General features: G+C 56.3%; 13 protein-coding genes, 1 tRNA gene and 2 pseudogenes. 7 read left to right on the forward strand and 9 right to left on the reverse strand.

From position 1 onward, the window contains the following. Window positions 1-33 precede the first annotated feature (33 nt). Genes DTA24_RS18860 through DTA24_RS18870 form a run of 3 tightly spaced genes read left to right on the forward strand, consistent with a single transcriptional unit; the run spans window position 34 to window position 3,529 of the window. Window positions 34-2,331 carry a formate C-acetyltransferase gene (locus tag DTA24_RS18860; RefSeq protein WP_022065193.1) on the forward strand — a complete coding sequence of 766 codons (2,298 nt, stop codon included), beginning with the start codon at window positions 34-36 and terminating at the stop codon, window positions 2,329-2,331. Continuing rightward, a complete protein-coding gene (locus DTA24_RS18865) occupies window positions 2,297-3,172 on the forward strand; it encodes a [formate-C-acetyltransferase]-activating enzyme (RefSeq protein ID WP_008805914.1) in 876 nt (291 codons plus the stop codon). The genes DTA24_RS18860 and DTA24_RS18865 overlap by 35 nt, the downstream gene beginning before the upstream one ends. A 15-nt stretch (window positions 3,173-3,187) precedes the next feature. Next, window positions 3,188-3,529: a PTS fructose-like transporter subunit IIB gene (locus tag DTA24_RS18870; protein WP_004179260.1), complete on the forward strand. Its 342-nt coding sequence runs from the start codon at window positions 3,188-3,190 to the stop codon at window positions 3,527-3,529. A gap of 13 nt (window positions 3,530-3,542) precedes the next feature. On the opposite strand, the gene DTA24_RS18875 is transcribed toward DTA24_RS18870, so the two are convergent. After that, window positions 3,543-4,310, reverse strand: coding sequence for a phytanoyl-CoA dioxygenase family protein (locus DTA24_RS18875; RefSeq protein ID WP_004183607.1), 768 nt, complete (start codon window positions 4,308-4,310; stop codon window positions 3,543-3,545). A 261-nt stretch (window positions 4,311-4,571) separates the two neighbouring features. Here DTA24_RS18875 and DTA24_RS18880 point away from each other — a divergent pair, with 261 nt between their 5' ends. After that, window positions 4,572-5,405 (forward strand): helix-turn-helix transcriptional regulator, encoded by an 834-nt coding sequence (locus DTA24_RS18880; protein ID WP_023297344.1) that lies wholly within the window; start codon window positions 4,572-4,574, stop codon window positions 5,403-5,405. Here the strand turns inward: DTA24_RS18880 and DTA24_RS18885 are convergent. The 4 genes from DTA24_RS18885 to DTA24_RS18900 form a co-directional block, all read right to left on the reverse strand. After that, window positions 5,402-6,322, reverse strand: a complete 921-nt coding sequence (locus DTA24_RS18885) for a GGDEF domain-containing protein (protein WP_008805910.1) — start codon at window positions 6,320-6,322, stop codon at window positions 5,402-5,404. The two genes, DTA24_RS18880 and DTA24_RS18885, sit on opposite strands and share 4 nt — an antisense overlap. 243 nt (window positions 6,323-6,565) lie before the next feature. Then, window positions 6,566-7,594, reverse strand: a complete 1,029-nt coding sequence (locus DTA24_RS18890) for an ABC transporter ATP-binding protein (protein ID WP_004179253.1) — start codon at window positions 7,592-7,594, stop codon at window positions 6,566-6,568. 1 nt (window position 7,595) lies between these two features. Beyond that, window positions 7,596-9,170, reverse strand: a complete 1,575-nt coding sequence (locus DTA24_RS18895) for an ABC transporter permease (RefSeq protein ID WP_023297342.1) — start codon at window positions 9,168-9,170, stop codon at window positions 7,596-7,598. Window positions 9,171-9,191: 21 nt separating this feature from the next. Further along, window positions 9,192-10,208 carry an iron ABC transporter substrate-binding protein gene (locus DTA24_RS18900; RefSeq protein ID WP_004179245.1) on the reverse strand — a complete coding sequence of 339 codons (1,017 nt, stop codon included), beginning with the start codon at window positions 10,206-10,208 and terminating at the stop codon, window positions 9,192-9,194. 402 nt (window positions 10,209-10,610) lie between these two features. On the opposite strand from DTA24_RS18900, the pseudogene DTA24_RS28910 reads away from it, so the two are divergent. Next, window positions 10,611-11,225: pseudogene (locus tag DTA24_RS28910) on the forward strand (CSS-motif domain-containing protein); the annotation flags it as partial. Between the two features lie 159 nt (window positions 11,226-11,384). Beyond that, window positions 11,385-12,146 (forward strand): annotated as a pseudogene (locus tag DTA24_RS28915) (EAL domain-containing protein); the annotation flags it as partial. A gap of 38 nt (window positions 12,147-12,184) precedes the next feature. Here DTA24_RS28915 and DTA24_RS18910 read toward each other — a convergent pair. The 4 genes from DTA24_RS18910 to DTA24_RS18925 form a co-directional block, all read right to left on the reverse strand. Continuing rightward, a complete protein-coding gene (locus DTA24_RS18910) occupies window positions 12,185-12,523 on the reverse strand; it encodes an STAS domain-containing protein (protein WP_012968602.1) in 339 nt (112 codons plus the stop codon). A 64-nt stretch (window positions 12,524-12,587) separates the two neighbouring features. After that, window positions 12,588-15,014: a glycogen/starch/alpha-glucan phosphorylase gene (locus DTA24_RS18915; protein ID WP_039103047.1), complete on the reverse strand. Its 2,427-nt coding sequence runs from the start codon at window positions 15,012-15,014 to the stop codon at window positions 12,588-12,590. Window positions 15,015-15,317: 303 nt separating this feature from the next. Next, window positions 15,318-15,405, reverse strand: a tRNA-Ser gene (locus DTA24_RS18920). Window positions 15,406-15,551: 146 nt separating this feature from the next. After that, window positions 15,552-17,177, reverse strand: coding sequence for an ABC transporter substrate-binding protein (locus DTA24_RS18925; protein WP_123837023.1), 1,626 nt, complete (start codon window positions 17,175-17,177; stop codon window positions 15,552-15,554). A 268-nt stretch (window positions 17,178-17,445) separates the two neighbouring features. Here DTA24_RS18925 and yccA point away from each other — a divergent pair, with 268 nt between their 5' ends. Next, a complete protein-coding gene (gene yccA, locus DTA24_RS18930) occupies window positions 17,446-18,105 on the forward strand; it encodes an FtsH protease modulator YccA (protein ID WP_002898458.1) in 660 nt (219 codons plus the stop codon). Window positions 18,106-18,160 lie beyond the last annotated feature (55 nt).

Raw genomic sequence — 18,160 nt, forward strand, 5'->3', positions numbered from 1 at the left:
CTTCGCGCCCTTCGCCACAACATGGAGTTTATCATGACGAATCGTACCCAACGCCTGAAAGCCAGCCTGTTCGCCCAGCCGCGCGAAATCTCCCTTGAGCGCGCATTACTCTACACTGCCAGCCATCGGCAGACGGAGGGCGAGCCGGTGATTATCCGCCGGGCGAAAGCCACCGCGTGGATCCTCGATAAGGTGATGATTTCGATTCGTGAGGATGAACTGATCGCCGGCAACCGCACCGTCAAACCGCGGGCAGGGATTATGTCGCCCGAGATGGACCCCTACTGGCTGCTCAACGAGCTCGACGCCTTTCCGACCCGCCCACAGGACCGCTTCGCAATAAGCGAAGAAGATAAGCAAATCTACCGCGAAACGCTGTACCCCTACTGGGAAAAGCGTTCAATGAAAGATTTCATCAACGGCCAGATGACCGAAGAGGTCAAGGCCGCCGTCAACACCCAGATATTCAGCGTGAACCAGACCGATAAAGGCCAGGGCCATATCATCATCGACTATCCACGGCTGCTGAATCATGGCCTTGGCGCCCTGGTCGCCGAACTCAAAACGCACTGCGCCCGGCAACCGGAGAACCCCTTTTATCAGGCGGTACTGATCCTGCTGGAAGCTTCCCAGCGCCATATTCTGCGCTACGCCGCGCTGGCCGAGGAGATGGCTGGGCACTGTCAGGACCCGCAGCGTCAGCAGGAGCTGTTAACTATCGCCGCTATTTCGCGCCACAACGCGCAGCACCGGCCAACGGACTTCCCCCAGGCCTGCCAGCTGTTCTGGTATATGAATATCATTCTGCAGTACGAATCCAATGCCAGCTCGATTTCGCTGGGGCGTTTTGACCAGTATATGCTGCCGTTTTATCAGGCATCGCTGAATCAGGGTCAGGATCCCGCGTATCTCAAGGAGTTGCTGGAGTCGCTGTGGGTGAAATGCAACGATATCGTCCTGCTACGCTCCTCCAGCAGCGCGCGCTATTTCGCGGGTTTTCCCACCGGCTATACCGCCCTGCTCGGCGGGCTGACGGACACCGGGCGCAGCGCGGTCAACGTGCTGTCATTTTTATGCCTCGACGCCTATCAAAACGTTCAGCTGCCGCAGCCGAATCTGGGCGTGCGGGTCAACGAGCTGATTGATCGCCCGTTCCTGCGTAAAACCGCTGAGACCATTCGCCTGGGTACCGGGATCCCGCAGATTTTCAACGATGAGGTGGTCGTGCCGGCCTTCCTTAACCGCGGCGTGTCGCTGGAAGATGCCCGCGATTACGCGGTGGTCGGCTGCGTGGAGCTCTCTATTCCAGGGCGCACCTACGGCCTGCATGATATCGCCATGTTTAATCTGCTGAAGGTGATGGAAATTGTGCTGCAGGAAAATGAACATCAGCCTGACGTCAGCTGGGACGGCCTTATCTGCCAGATCCGTGACAAAATTCGCCATTACATCAAGCTGATGGTCGAGGGCAGCAACATTTGCGATATCGGCCACCGCGACTGGGCGCCGGTCCCGCTGCTCTCCTCGTTCATTGAAGATTGCGTGCAGCACGGCAAAGATATCACCGCTGGCGGCGCGCGCTATAACTTCTCCGGCGTTCAGGGTATCGGAATCGCTAACCTGAGCGATTCGCTGTACGCCCTGAAGGGTATGGTCTTCGACCAGCAGCGTCTCAGCTTTGACCAACTGATGGCCGTGCTGAAAGCCAATTTCCAGACGCCAGAAGGGGAAAAAATCCGCGCCCGGCTGATTAACCATTTTGACAAATACGGCAACGATATCGACGATGTCGACAATATTAGCGCCGATCTGCTGCGTTTTTACTGCAAAGAAGTCGAGCAGTATCTGAACCCGCGCGGCGGCCATTTTACCCCCGGCTCCTACACCGTCTCCGCGCACGTGCCGCTGGGTTCGGTGGTGGGCGCCACCCCGGACGGGCGACTGGCCGGCGAACAGCTGGCGGACGGCGGCCTGTCGCCGATGGTCGGTCAGGATTCCCAGGGGCCGACGGCAGTGCTGAAATCGGTCAGCAAGCTGGATAACTATCTGCTGTCGAACGGTACGCTGCTGAACGTCAAATTCACTCCGGCAACGCTGGCCGGCGACGGCGGCCTGAACAAACTGGCCGATTTTTTACAGGCCTTCTGCAAGCTCAAGCTGCAGCATATTCAGTTCAACGTGGTCAATGCCGACACCCTGCGTGAAGCGCAGCAGCGGCCGCAGGACTTTGCCGGTCTGGTGGTACGGGTCGCGGGCTACAGCGCCTTCTTTGTTGAGCTGTCGAAGGAGATTCAGGATGACATTATCCGCCGCACCGCGCATCAGCTGTGAGGTCATCGACACGCGCGCCGACCGGGCGCGTATTTTTAACCTCCAGCGCTACTCGCTCAACGATGGCCAGGGGATCCGCACGGTGGTCTTTTTTAAAGGCTGCCCTCATACCTGCCCGTGGTGCGCCAATCCCGAATCAATTTCACCCAGGATTCAGACCCTGCGCCGGGAGAGCAAATGCCTGCGCTGCACCCGCTGCCAGCAGGACGTCGCCGAATGTCCGTCCGGTGCGTGGGAACAGATTGGCCGCGATGTGACGCTGGATAACCTGTTGCAGGAGGTGCTGAAGGATGAGGTCTTCTTTCGCGCCTCCGGCGGCGGCGTCACCCTCTCCGGGGGCGAAGTGCTCATGCAGGCCGGGTTTGCCGCCCGCTTTCTCCAGCGCCTGCGCCAGTGGGGGATCCGCACCGCCATCGAAACCGCGGGCGACGGCGCTTTTGACCGCTTCCTGCCGGTGGCCGAAGCCTGCAATGAAGTGCTGTTTGATTTTAAAATCATGGAACCTGAGCGGGCGCGGTCGCTGCTGCGAATGAATCAGCCACGGGTGCTGGACAATTTTCGCCAGCTGGCGGCGAGAAAAATCAACCTGATCCCGCGGGTGCCGCTGATCCCGGGCTACACACTGAATACCGATAATTTTCGCCAGATTCTGGCGTTCCTCGCCCCTTTCGCGCTAAAAGAAATGCACCTGTTGCCGTTTCATCAATATGGCGAGCCCAAATACCGTCTGCTGGGCAAACCCTGGACGCTGGCCAGCGTGAAAGCGCCTGACGAAGCGGAAATTCAACCATATCGGGTGATGGCCGAAGCGGCCGGTTTCCACGTCACTATCGGCGGTTAACGCCAGGAGGATGTTATGGACTTCAATATTGTCGCCGTCACCGCCTGCGTCAGCGGGGTGGCGCATACCTACATGGCCGCCGAACGACTGGAAAAGGTCGGTCATCATGAAAAATGGCACCTGAAGGTGGAAACCCAGGGGGCGCTCGGCGTAGAAAATCGGATCACCGCGGAAGATATCGCCCGCGCCGAAGTGGTGCTGCTGGTGACGGATATCGAAATCGACGACCCTCATCGCTTTCGCGGCCTGCGGACGATTAAAACCAGCATCAAGAGCTTCCTGCTGCAGCCGCAGCAGATCGTCGAGGCCGTGAAAAGCATCATGAAAAAGCCGGTCGTCTATGTAGAACTTCCCTGACCGGCGACAGACCTTATTCTACATCCAGCAGCCACTTTTGCGCCGGCGTCAGGCGGCTTGCCGTCTCCGGCGTGAGCCAACGCCGCTGGTCCTGCTGCGGCGTATCCGCACGATCGATATATAACCCATGCAGTACGCGTCGTCTGCTGCCTTCACGATTACGGGTGCCGCCGTGCCAGGCGTGGGCGTTGTAGATCATCACGCTGCCAGCCGGCGCGGCAAACACAATCTCATCGGGATGGGCCTGTTCCGGGTCGGCCAGCACCTCCTCTGGTAACTCGGGGCGGAGGTGGGTACCAGGAATGATCCGCGGCGCGCCGTTGGCGGCGCTCAAATCGTCTATCGCCCAGATGGTATTCACCAGGTGGACTTTGGGAAAATCCGGGCGCGGCTTTTTCCAGTCGGCGTGCAGCGGCTGGTGGCCGCCGTTATACAGCGCCTCGCGGGCGTTCAGGCTGGAGACTTTAAAATCCCCGTTGAAGATATAGCGACAAGCGGAGAGGATCAGCGGGTGTGACCAGACTTTCTCCCAGATAACCCCCTTATTAATCAGGTTAGCGATCCGCGTCGCCGTCGCCTCCTGATGGTGCTCCATCGCCAGATTATCGCCTTCGCGTTCAACCAGGGTGTCAATGAGCAGGCGCATTTCGCTCAGCCACTGGGCGTCAACGACGTTATGCACGACGGTGTAGCCGAGGGTGTCGAGCTCGTGTTTCATTTGCGCGCTGAGCGTCTGGCTGGCGCCTAACGCATCGAGAAAGTTAGCCGATGATGAGTTCATTTTACGTTCCTTTTTAACGTTCCGATAACACAAACAAACTCTACTGGTCCCTCCGCGGCATGACACGAGGCGAGCGCTACAAAAAACTGGACATACGTACGCGAGCCCACAAAGTGTGATGGACATCAATAATCTCTTTTCCGGCGATGCATGCGCTACAGCTGGCCGGCAATCCGCTGCGCAAAATGGCTAAACTAACGCTGCCGGGAAGGAAAAAATAGATTACCATCAACAGGATAATGCGCATGCTGAGGGCAAAGAATGATTGAAGATCTGCCGGATATACTGCATCGGTTAATCGGTCAAAAAGATCACTTACAGGTGAGATTTCCTGAGCCGGATATCTCCGTGCCTGCCCTCGCCTTCAACGTGCCGTTTCCGCGTCTGGAAATTGTGCTGGAGGGCCAACTGAATGAACAGGGACTGCCGCTGGCGGCCTCGACGTTAACCACGCTGCAGGTACTGTACGTGCAGGCGGGGAAGTGGACGCTGCCGCAGTGGACCGGTCCGGCCACTACCCTGAGCATTCTGTTTGGTCGGCAGAAACTGGGATTCAGTATTCAGCGCTGGGACGGAAAAAGCCTGTACACGGAAAAACAGAGCGTTTCCCGGCTTGGGCCGCGCGTGGGTTCCTACCTGTTGCTGAGCCTGAATGAAGTCAGCCTGCAGCCCGATCCGCTGACCGCGCGACTGGTGATCGCCGCGCTGCTGAGTCATTGTCGTGAACAGCTGGTCGGGCTGGAGATGCGCGTCAGCCGCAGCCGGGATCTGTTTCTCGCCGTCCAGGACTACCTCGAGGAAAATCTCAGTCTACCGCTGACGCGGGAATCGGTAGCCAAACGTTTTCACATCACGCCCAACTATCTTTCGCATATTTTTCAGAAATCAGGCTCGGTGGGATTTAATGAATATCTGACCCGTGTCCGTCTGGAAAAGGCGAAGCAGCTATTGCGCGGCTATGACCTGAAGGTGAAAGAGATTGCGCACAATTGCGGCTTTGTCGACAGCAACTATTTTTGCCGGGTTTTTAAACGCTACACAGAACGCTCGCCATCGGAGTATCGGCGACACTGCCGTAGCGCGCAGCAGGCCTAACCTGCCGCACCGGCAGATGGCGCCCACTCCACGCGGCCGCGGCCGTTATGCTTGGCCTTGTACAGCGCCTCGTCGACTTTACGGATAAACGTCTCCTGCGCTTCGCCTGGCCGCCAGGTTCCGACGCCAATGCTGATCGACAGCGGCGTCTGATGATTGATCAGGATGGTGCGAGCGTTAGCAAGGATCGACTGCGCCAGAGCGTGCAGCTCGGGCTCCGACAGGCCATCGACGATAATGGCGAACTCTTCCCCACCGATCCGCGCCGGCTGGACCTGCTCGCTGGTTAGTTTCGCCAGCTGTTTCCCCAGCGAAAATAACACTTCATCCCCCACCAGGTGGCCCCAGCTATCGTTGATTTTCTTAAAAAAATCGATATCCAGAATCATGAGTCCCAGCGCATGCCCGGACTTCTCGCGAATGGTATCAATGAAAAAACGCCGGTTGGGTAACTGGGTCAGTTCATCCTTCAGGGATTGCGAGCGCGCATCGACGTACAGCAAATTGATTCGCTCAATAATTTTGTAGACCCCCACCACGGTCAGCAGCATCCCGGAGAGGCGCAGCAGATCTTCGCAGTAGTAGCCCATCCAGCGCGGCTGAACCACGATCTCATCCATCACATCAAAGGTGCCGCCGGCAATCCACAACAGCAGCCCATAGCGTACCCAGTTGACGGCAATGTGGCTCATCCGCACCTTCGCCGAGCTCCACAGCATAAACACCAGAAACAACAACGCCAGCAGATCGATATAGAGGCCGGGGTTAGTCAGGATCTCGTGTCGTGTACCGACCGGAGGCGACACCAGGGCGCAGCCGACAGCAACAGCGACGATAACCAGCAGCGCAGGCAGGAGCGTCACCCGGGCCACAGCGGCCGGGCCGGGGCGATTCGCAGGAGTATGGAGTTCAGGCATAGCGGTGTCTCATGGTAACAACAGGGCCGATCGCGAGACAGGATAACAGTTAAGCGTAGCGGGACGAATGAAAAAGCGACGGTTCGGTAAAATGGCGGGAACTGGACTGACCCCGCGGAATTGTTCCAACGTACTACCACTCCATGGCGACGAGGTCAGTGGCGCGGATACTAGCGGCTTCATCCGCCATCTAATTAGCTTTCCGTGCGGCGCCGTCGATAGCCGGCGCCGCCTGCTCAGGGATTAGCCGCTAAACACTCGCGCCTTGCCGCTGACCGTCAGTCTCACCATCGCGCCGGGCTGCCACGCCGGCTGGCTCACGGTTCGCAGGACAATCGGCCGCTCGTGCCCAGCCATCGACAGCGTCAACGTGGAAAGCTGGCCTGAGAAATCGACATCGCGGATAATGGCGGTACTTTCCTGCGGCCCGCTCACACTGACGCTCAGCTGTTCCGGACGCAGCATCACCCTACCTTCGCCAGCAGGATGCAGTGCGTCCGTCGCCAGGTCCCCCAGCGCGCAGCTTGCCCGGCCGGGGCTAAGGCGTGCGGGGAGGATCAGGGCATCGCCGAGAAATAACGCCGTCTCTTCATCCACCGGCTGCGAGTAAACCGTCAGCGGGGTTCCAACCTGGGCGAAGCGCCCCTGACGCATTACCGCCACCTGCGTAGCGAACGACAGCGCCTCGTTCTGGTCATGAGTCACCAGAATCGAGGCGATCCCCGTCTCGGCCAGCAGGTCCGCCGTCGCTTTGCGTGTGCTGGCGCGCAGCCCGGTATCCAGTGCAGAAAACGGCTCATCCAGCAGCATCAGCGCCGGCTGCTGAGCCAGGGCGCGGGCCAGGGCAACACGCTGCTGCTGGCCACCGGAAATTTCGTGTGGCCAGTGACTCGCCAGGCCAGCGTCGAGGGCGACCATCTCCATTAGCGCCCCCACGCGGCGACGCTTCTCCTCACGGCTGGCGTCGAGCCCCCAGGCGATATTGTCCGCAACATTAAGATGAGGAAACAGCGCCCCTTCCTGCGGAACATAGCCGATCCGTCGCTGGTGGGCGGGGACAAACACACCATCGGCAAACAGAGACTTACCGTGCATGACGATCCGCCCGCGATCGGGCGTTTCAAAACCGGCGAGAATGCGCAGCAGCGTGGTTTTTCCCGAACCCGACGGACCAACAATGGCCGTCCGGCTCCCCGGCGCTACGGTCAGATTGAGATTATCGAGGACCAGCGCATCAGCGAAGGATTTCGAAATAGAAGACAATTCCAGCATGTTACAACCCTGCCATTTTTTTCGACTGCATATAAAGAACCGCGGTCAGCGGCAGCGAAATGACGATCATCAATAGCGCGTACGGTGCCGCCGCTACGTAGTCGATCTCACTGGTTAACGCCCAGAAACCGGTCGACAAGGTGCGGGTGCCTAACGGCGAAAGCAGTAGTGTGGCGGTGAGCTCATTGCTGACGCCAAGGAACACCAGCGCGGCACCTGCAGCCGCGCCCGGCGCGGCAAGCCGCATAGTGATACTCCACAGGGCGCGGGCCGGACTGCGTCCGAGACTACGGGCAACGTTTTCCAGCTCCACCGGCGCCTGCGCGATACCGGCGCGCAGGTTAATCAGCGCTCGCGGCATAAACATCAACAGATAGGCCAGAAACAGCGTCACTTCGGTCTGGTACACCGGACGGGCGTAGTGGATGGTGACCGTCACCAGCGCCAGCGCGGTGACAATACCGGGCAGCGAGCTGGTGATGTAATTACACCCCTCCAGCAGGCGGAACAGCGGGCGCGGATAGCGCACGCCGAGCCACGCAATGGGGATCGCGCAAACCGTTGTCAGCAGCGCCCCGCCCGCCCCCAGGAGCAGGGTCTGGCGCAGAGAATGCCAGAGATCGGCATGCAGCCAGTTGTCGATGCCGCCCAGCCATAGCCAGCGGCACAGGACCAGTAAGGGAACCCCCATCGCCAGCATCACCAGCAGCAGAAGCAGTAGCTGCGCGCCAAAAGCGGCCCCTTTACCCAGCACAAGCCGCTTCTGCTCGCGGGCTGCCCCGGCGCCGATACGCGCGTAACGCGCTTTACCGCGTGAGGCGCTCTCCAGCAGCAGGATCGCCAGGCAGCACAAGGCCAGCACTCCTGCCAGCATATTGGCGGCCGGACCGCTGAAGGTCGACTGGAACTGATCGTAAATAGCGGTCGTGAAGGTATCGAAGCGGATCATCACATACAGGCCATATTCCGCCAGCAGATGCAGGGCCACCAGCAGCGCACCGCCGCAGATTGCCAGACGCAGCTGCGGGAGCACCACCCGGAAGAACACTTTCCACGGCGGCGTGCCCAGCGACGCGGCGACATCTTCAAGGGTGGGATCGAGGCGGCGCAGCACGGCCGCCACCGGCATATAAATAAACGGATAGTAGGCGAGCACCGAGAGAAACACCCCGGCGGAGAGGCCATGCAGCGAAGGCACGGCACTGACCCAGGCGTAGCTCTGGACAAAGGCCGGGATCGCCAGCGGGGCTACCGCCAGCGCCGACCACAGCTGCCGACCGGCAAGGGCAGTACGTTCCGTCAGCCAGGCCAGCGTCACGCCGAGCAAAATACTGATGGGGACCGCCAGCACCGTCAGCCACAGGGTATTGCTGAGCAGCTCCCCTACCCGCGGACGAAAGACCAGCGCTTTAATGGTCGGCCAGCCGGTGTCGAACCCAACCGCCACCACAAACCCTAACGGCAACAGCGCCAGCAATGAAAACAGCAGCGCTAACGCCACCATCGGAAATGCAGGACGCCTGCGCTCGGGCAGGCGTCCTGTTTTCTTTCCGAGCGACAAACTCAGAACAGACATAGCAACATCACTTCCTCAGGATCAGAGCAGGCCAGCCTGCGTCATCAGCTCAATGACCTTTTTACTGTTCAGCGAGGAAGGTTCTACCTTCGGTGCATCCAGATCTTTCAGCGGGGTCAGTTTCGGGTTAGAGGCCGCATCTACCCCCACGGCATACTCGAAGGCGTTATTGGTGCGCAGTGCATCCTGCCCCTGCTTGCCGGTGATCCATTTAATAAAGGCCTGCGCCTGCGCCTTATGTTTGCTGGAAGCCAGCACACCGCCTCCGGAAATGCTGACGAAGGCGCCCGGATCCTGGTGTTTGAAGTAATACAGTTGGGTGTTTTTGCTGTTCTCGCCGGTTTTGGACTGATCGACGAAGCGATAGTAGTGGTAGATCACCCCGCCGTCGATCTGTCCGGCGTTGACCGCTTTCATCACCGTGCTGTTGCCTTTATAGGCGACAAAGTTGGTTTTCATCGCCTTCAGCCAGTCGAGAGTCGCCTGCTCACCCTTCAGCGCCAGCATCGCGCTGACGATAGCCTGGAAATCAGCCCCCGATGGCGAAGCCGCCCAGCGCCCTTTCCACTCCGGTTTTGCCAGATCCATCAGGGAATGCGGCAGCTGCGCCTCGCTGATTTTCGCCGGGTTGTAGACAAAAACGGTGCTGCGCGCGGCAATGCCGATCCAGCGCCCATGCTGCGGACGGTACTGCGCCGGAACCTGCTGCAGGGTGGCGGCATCCAGCGGGGCGAAAAGTTTGGCATTATCGACCAGCACCATCGACGGCGAGTTCTCGGTCAGAAACACATCGGCCGGCGACGCGGAGCCTTCCTGAACCAGCTGATTACCCAGCTCACTGTCATCGCCATTGCGCAGCGTGACCTTAATACCGGTCTCTTTGGTGAATCCATCCACCCACGACTTCACCAGATTTTCGTGCTGGGCGTTGTAGACCACAATCCCGTTCTGAGCGTCAGCCGCCATCCCCTGCGGCGCCAGAAACAGAGAAGCGGCAACCAGCGCTGCCGTACGGAGGGGCGATAAGCGAAATTTCATGAACGCATCCTTAATGAAATAGGGCAATAAACGGTAAATAGCCTGAGCGGAGAGGATTAAATCACAGCAAAAAAAGAATGATAATGAAAACAATTATCATAAACTTAAAAAAGCAAAAAATAGCGCCGGTCGGTTATTAGGGATTAGAAAATGCTTAAAACCATCCATCCCCGAAATTTAGATTAAGAAAACATTAAGCTGCGATTTTTTTATTACCTTCGTGACAGAACAGCCGCCTCTGCACGTTATCTGCGGTCTTTGCTGGCGGGTATTGTGATACTGATCATGTTTTTAATATGCGCCGTCATCACGAAAGATATCCCCCTTCTACGATCATTAAAAAGCCTTTACCGTCAGAGGGATGATTAACTTTATGCACACTCACCCTGGCACGCACGATAAATGAAAGAGATAAAGCGGCGAAACGCATGGATTGCCTTTTCCCTGGCGCTGGTGGTGTTTCTTGCTGGCGTGTTCGTCATTAACTGGCAACTGTGGCATTCGGACCAGGCGACTCATGTCGCGGCCGCCCGTCAGGCGGCGAAAAAGATCGCAGCCATTCTGGATGAGGCCCATGCGGCGACGGCCACGGCGCTGAACGTTAGCCGCAGCGGTTGCTCTGGTCAGGGTCAATTTCAGCTCGGAACGGAGGCCGCCCTGCAGCCACACCTGCGCACTATTCTGCTGATAAAAGATGGCCAGGTGTGGTGCTCATCACTCCCCGGCAACCGAGTCCTGACGCTCCATCCGGAATCCTTGCCTGATGAGAAGCTGCAGCTGCTGCCCGCCAGGATGATGGTTAACAAGCGGCCGGTGCTGATCTATCATACGCGTTCAGCGCAGGTGAGAGTCATTGTCAGTATCAGCGACATCCATTTGCGCGATGCCTTGTATAGCGATGAGGATAACGCCGGACTGGCGCTCTCGGTCAACCATCAGATGATCGCCAGATATGGCGATGTGGGGCCGCTGAAAGCCAGCCCGCATCAGGATATATTTAGCTCACCGGACTACCCGTTTCGCATTATCTATCCCGAGTCGCCTTTTTTTAGCCCCAGTCGCTTATTTCAAAATGGCTTCGGTCTGCTGATTTTCATTTTCTCTGTCTCGCTATTATTTTATTTCCTGCTGCGCAAATACCTGAATGTCTATACCTCTGAAGAAGAAAACCTGCGCTACGCCATCGCCCAGGGGTATATCGTTCCCTTCTACCAGCCCGTCGTGAATGGGAAAACGGGGGAGATATACGGTGTGGAAATTCTCGCCCGCTGGAAAAATGCTACCACACAGCGGCGTTCGCCCGCGGAATTTATTCCACTGGCCGAACGTACCGGCTTAATTATCCCGCTGACCCGCAGCCTGATGGCGCAGGTCGCCGCCCAGATGAATCCCATCTTCAGTAAGCTGCCGGATGGGTTTCATATTGGCCTGAATATCAGCGTGTCACACATTAACGCCCCGTCGTTTATCGATGACTGCCTGCACTATCAGCGCGGCTTTGAGGGGAAAGCGGTGAAGCTGATGCTGGAGATCACGGAGCAGGAGCCGCTGTTGCTCAACGACGCGGTCGTGGACAAGCTCAATACGTTACACTCCCGCGGGTTTTCCATCGCGCTGGACGACTTTGGCACCGGCTATTCCGGGCTTTCCTGTCTCCACGAGCTGATTTTCGACTATATCAAAATCGATCAGAGTTTTGTCGGCCGGGTAACCGGGGAGGCGCCGTCAAGCAAGCTGCTGGACTGCGTGATAGAGATGGCCAGGACGCTGTCACTGCGCATCATTGCCGAGGGTGTCGAAACCCAGGTCCAGCTGGAGTATCTCAATCGCCAGAATATTCATCTGCTGCAGGGCTACTATTTCTGGAAGCCGATGCCCTACGTCGCGCTGGTGATGCTCCTGCTGAGCAAACCGAAGGCGCGGATTGTCGAAGAATAAGCGGGCGCTCCATCACCCGCGGGTCTGCACCAACGTCATCACTGAGTGAACGTGTTCAGCGCATCCTGTCGAGTCTCCTTAATAGAAAAGATGCGATCCATACGGGTGAGCTTAAACAGGTTTTTAATCGTGTCATTGAGCGAACACAGCACCAGCTCGCCCTGACCGTTGACGCTTTTCAGAATGGATACCAGCGCGCCAAGACAGCTACTGTCGATGAAATCGACGTGGCTCAGATCCAGCAGCACGTTTTTGGTATCCGGGTCGATAGCCTCCAGAACCTGCTGCTTAAACGCCTGCACGACGGAAGCATCCAGTCGGCGCACAAGAGGTACAATAATTTTTACGCCCTGCTCGGTATGTAATTCAACGTTCATGCTCATCCTCAATAGTGACTGATATCCGTCGACGAGTCCCTTTTTCGGCCGGCGTGTTCTCTCTTTAGCAGGTGATACCCCAAATATCCCGGGCGTAGCCACGTATGGTTCTGTCGCTGGAAAATTCTCCCATCCGACAAATATTGAGTAAGGCCCGACGGTGCCATTGTTCCGGCAGTTCAAAATCGGCCATCGCCTGCCGCTGGGCCTGACAATAACTGTCGAAATCCAGTAAATGACAGTAATGATCGCCCTCAGTCAACATGTGGTGAAGTGGTGCAAACAGCTCACGATCGCTGGTGAACAACCCAGACACGAGGGTATCGACAACACGCGCCATAGCCGGGTTCTGATGATAGAAATTATGGTGATGCCCAAGGCGCCGGCTCTCTTCAATCTCTTCCGCCACGGCGCCAAACAGATAAAAATTATCGATCCCCACGGCCTCGCGGATTTCGATATTCGCCCCATCATAGGTGCCGATGGTTAACGCGCCGTTCATGGCAAACTTCATATTGCTGGTGCCGGACGCCTCGGTCCCGGCGGTGGAAATTTGCTCGGAGAGATCTGTGGCCGGAATGATTTTTTCCGCCAGCGAAACTTTATAATCTTCGAGGAAAACCACTTTAAGCTGCCCGGCAACCTGCGGGTCGCGGTTAATTTTCCGGGCGACGGTATTAATCAACTGAATAATCAGCTTCGCCATCCGATAGCCCGGCGCCGCTTTACCCGCAAACAAATGCACCTTAGGCGCGATAGTTTTCCCTGTCTCTTTGATATCCAGATAAAGCGCGATCACGTGAAGAATATTGAGCAACTGACGCTTATATTCATGAATACGTTTGACCTGACAATCAAACATCGCCAGCGGATCGAGGGCGATGCCATAGCGTTGAGCGACCAGCTGGCTGAGCGCGGTTTTGTTGGCAAATTTAATGGCCCGGATATTATCAATAACAGCAGTATCATCGGCCAGGCTTTCCAGACTGGACAGCAAGGGTAAATCGGTTGGCCACCCTTCCCCCAGCTGTTGGTGCAAAAATGCTGCCAGGCCGGGGTTAGCCTGCTGCACCCAGCGTCGCGGCGTGACGCCGTTGGTCTGATTAATGAATTTCTCCGGGGTCATAAAATAGAAGTCCGGCACCAGTTGTTTCTTGACCAGTTCCGAATGCAGCCATGCTACCCCGTTCACGCGATGGCTACCGACAATCGCCAGATTGGCCATACGGATTTGCTTATCGTGATGTTCGTCGATTAAAGACAGCGAAGATAACAGATGATTTTTATCCGGCCAGCGCCGGGCTACCTCTTCAAGGAAGCGATGGTTGATCTCAAATATAATTTGCAAATGACGCGGCAGCAGTTTTTCAAACAGCGTCACCGGCCAGGTCTCCAGCGCTTCCGGCATCAACGTATGATTCGTGTAGGCACAGGTGTTTTGCGTTATCTCCCACGCCTGCTCCCAGGGCAGCCGGTATTCATCGACGAGGATACGCATCAGCTCCACCACCGCTAATGCCGGATGGGTGTCATTCAGCTGAATCGCCACATGCTGCGGCAGGAAAGTAATATCGTCATTAACCTCGGCATAGTCGCGAAATATATCCCGCAGCGTACAGGCCACCAGAAAATACTCTTGCGTCAGCCGCAGCTCTTTTCCGGTCAGCACCTCATCGGATGGATAGAGTATTTTTGAAATATTCTCCGACGCGATTTTATCACTCACCGCCTTGATATAATCACCGCGATTGAAAATATGGATATTAAAGGAGTCAGAGGCCACCGCGCTATAAAGCCGCAGCTTGTTGGTCGTCGTATCCCGGTAACCGGAAACGAAATAGTCATGGGGTATACCGACGATGGTTTTCCAACCCAGCCACATTGGATTGTAATTGCCATCAATATCTTCGCTGTGTTCAATATAGCCCCCCAGCGGGATCAGGATTTGCTGAGCATGGTGTTCGACCAGCCACGGGGAGTGCATCGAATGCCAGTCATCCGGATGCTCGATCTGCTGGTCATTTTGAAAGGATTGGCGAAAAAGGCCATATTCGTATTTGATGCCATGCCCGGATGCGGCAATATCAAGGGTAGCCATCGAATCGATAAAACAGGCGGCTAAGCGCCCTAACCCTCCGTTACCCAGCGCGGCGTCGGGCTCTTCGTCAAGAAGGTGGTCAAGATCAAACCCCAGGTCATTCACCACCTGGTGCATCTCCGCCAGTAAATTCATATTCAAAAGGTTATTACGCAGCGACTGTCCCAGTAAAAATTCCATCGACAGATAGTAAACACGCTTTTTACGCTCTTCACGTTGCCGCGTCTGGCTCAACAAAAAATGATCCTGTTGAAAATGACGAATGGCCAGCGCCACCGCGTTAAAAATATCGCCATGCGTAGCTTTATTTAAGCTAACACACAATGTGTACTGTAATTGCTGTTCAACCAACGCCCGTAATTCTTTGATATTTTGCGGGTTAATGTCAGGCATGCTGACCTCTCTGGTCTCTGTATCTGCGTAAAAACCATGGCAGGTAAATCATCATTTTTCCAAGTATAGACGAAGATATTTTGCCGAATGGTTTTTATTCCTCAGCACCATTGCCGTTTATAACGAGAGGCTGAATAATTAAAATAACAACCATTTGCAATGGATTGATCGTCACCTTTTCGCCAGCGATAACGCTACAGACATGGCGGGTTTGCGGAGTCGGGAGGTGAAGGTGAAGTGCAGTCAGGACGGCTACAGGTAAAAGCAAGAAGGGGTTACCTTTCGGTAACCCCTTCTTTTATATGGCGGAAGCGCAGAGATTCGAACTCTGGAACCCTTTCGGGTCGCCGGTTTTCAAGACCGGTGCCTTCAACCGCTCGGCCACACTTCCGGTGTGAGGCGCACTATAAACACCTCGGCGGATGCTGTAAAGCACCATTTTGTTCAACTGCCTTAAAAACAAACAATCTTGTGTTATTCGTCTGAATTTCAGGCAGTTCGCACAGAAAATCAGCGCCCTCACCGCTATCCAGAGGGCTATTTTTTAATGTACATGTCTTTGGTGTAGTAATACCCCAGCTTATCCGGCGTGAAACCGCCCACCCTGGGTTTCACTAAATGGGTACGCACATAGTGATAGACCGGAATGGCGGGAACATCCTGCGCCAGCAGATCTTCCGCCTGCTGATAGTATTTGCCCCGTGTCGCTACGTCGGAGGCTTTCGCCGCATTGCGCAGGGCCTCATCGTAAGCAGGGTTGCTGTACTGACTGGTGTTCTCGCTATCACCGGTACGGAACGTATTGAGGAAAGTGGCGGCATCGTCGTAATCGGCGATCCAGGCATAGCGGACGGCGTCAAAGTTATGGGTATGCATGGTATCCAGCATCGTCTTCCACTCCTGGTTCTGCAGCTTCACCTCGACGCCGAGGTTTTTCTTCCACATAGAGCTGGCGGCGATGGCGATACGCTGGTGCGACTCATAGGTGTTATACAGCAGGGTAAAGACCAATGGGTGACTGTCATCATACCCCGCCTGCGCCAGCAGTTTTTTCGCCTCAGCAATCCGCTTCTCGCGCGGCCAGCTGGCGTAGTCCGGGTTGTGCAGCGTCACGCCGCCGATATCCGGCTGGCTGATCACCCAGGCCGGTCGCTGCCCCTGGCCAAGCACTTTTCCGGCAATGATATCTTTATCAAGCGCCATATTCAGCGCGCGCCGCACGCGGGCGTCGTTAAACGGCGGGCGGGTAGTATTGAATTCGTAGTAATAGGTCGCCAGCTGCGGCGAAACGTCCAGCTGATCGCCCATGGTTTTCTGCAACTGCGCAAACTGATTGATCGGCACCGTATAAACAATATCGATCTCCCCCGCTTTGTAGCGGTTGACATCGGCAGCCTCCGAAGAGATAGGCAGGTAAGTCACTTTATTAATAACGGTGTGCGCATTATCCCAGTACTTCGCATTACGTTCAGCCACCAGCCGCTCATTCACCACCCATTGGGTCAGCTTATACGGGCCGCTGGTGACGATATGCTCTGGTCGGGTCCATTTATCGGCAAAACGCTCCACCAGCACTTTGTCGATCGGTACCAGCGAAGGGTGCGCCAGCATCGCCAGGAAAGCGGCATTCGGCTGGCTCAGAGTGACCTGCAGCGTGGAGTCATTCAGCGCTTTCACCCCCAGCGTCTCGGGTCCCTTTTGCCCCAGGGCAATTTCGCGAGCGTTGGCGATATGCATATTGCCGGGATAGCTCGCATAGGGCGAGGCGGTGGCCGGCGAGACCAGCCGTTGCCAGCTCCAGACGATATCCTGCGCCGTGATGGCCGTGCCGTCGGACCAGGTCAGACCGGGGCGTAAATGGAAGGTCCATAACAGGTTGTCCTTGTTTTCCCAGCGCTCCGCCAGCCGGGGCTGGATCGCCCCCGCAGGCGTCACGCTGACCAGCCCTTCAAAGAGATCGCTAATGATGTTGAATTCAATGTCGCTCTCGACTTTATGCGGATCGAGTGAGGCAGGTTCACTGCCGTTATTTCTGACCAGCTCCTGCTTTTCCGCCAGCTGGATGCCAGGCGGCACCTGTGCCGCCAGCGCCCCACCGGTTATGACCATCAGACTCATTGCCAGGAGCGTCCGCGTGATGTGATTGTTTTTGTGTAATGTCATTTCCCTTTGCCTTTAACGTACGGAGTTATTCCCCCTTCCACACTTAGTCGCAGAATTTAAATAAAGCAATATATTTCAGCAACCTATAAGATTTCGATCGGCTCACCGAAGCGAAACGCGAAAACATATCGCTTTTCCCAATCCATGTAGAATTTTATGCTGGACAAAAGCGGCAAAAGCTAAGTAAAGATGGGTAAAAGCATTAGGGCTTCACGCTTGTTTTTCTTATTCTTTATCCCTAATTACATCTGTCATAAGAGAGTGACTCATGGATCGCATAATTACATCATCGCGTGACCGTTCCTCGCTGCTCAGCACGCACAAGGTTCTGCGTAACACCTACTTCTTGCTCAGCCTGACGCTGGCGTTTTCCGCTATCACCGCCACCGCCAGCACGGTGCTGATGCTCCCTTCCCCGGGGCTGATTTTAACCCTCGTGGGGATGTACGGTCTGATGTTCCTGACCTACAAAACGGCGAATAAACCCACCGGGATTATTTCCGCCTTCGCTTTCACTGGGTTCCTCGGCTATATCCTTGGGCCGATGCTGAACGCGTACCTTTCTGCCGGCATGGGCGATTTGATCGGCCTGGCGCTGGGCGGCACCGCACTGGTCTTCTTCTGCTGCTCGGCCTACGTGCTGACGACGCGCAAAGATATGTCATTCCTCGGCGGAATGCTGATGGCGGGCGTGGTGGTCGTCCTGATTGGTATGGTCGCTAACCTGTTCCTGCAGCTGCCGGCGCTTCATCTGGCGATTAGCGCGGTGTTCATCCTGATCTCTTCGGGTGCCATCCTGTTCGAGACCAGCAACATCATCCGCGGCGGTGAAACCAACTACATCCGCGCCACGGTCAGCCTGTATGTCTCGCTGTACAACATCTTTGTCAGCCTGCTGAGCATCCTGGGCTTCGCCAGCCGGGACTAACCGCTCCCCTGCTTCACCGAGGCCTCGCTTATGCGGGGCCTTTTTTTTTGCTACA

It is taken from the genome of Klebsiella sp. P1CD1, assembly GCF_003790505.1.
GTDB classification, from domain to species: domain Bacteria; phylum Pseudomonadota; class Gammaproteobacteria; order Enterobacterales; family Enterobacteriaceae; genus Klebsiella; species Klebsiella variicola.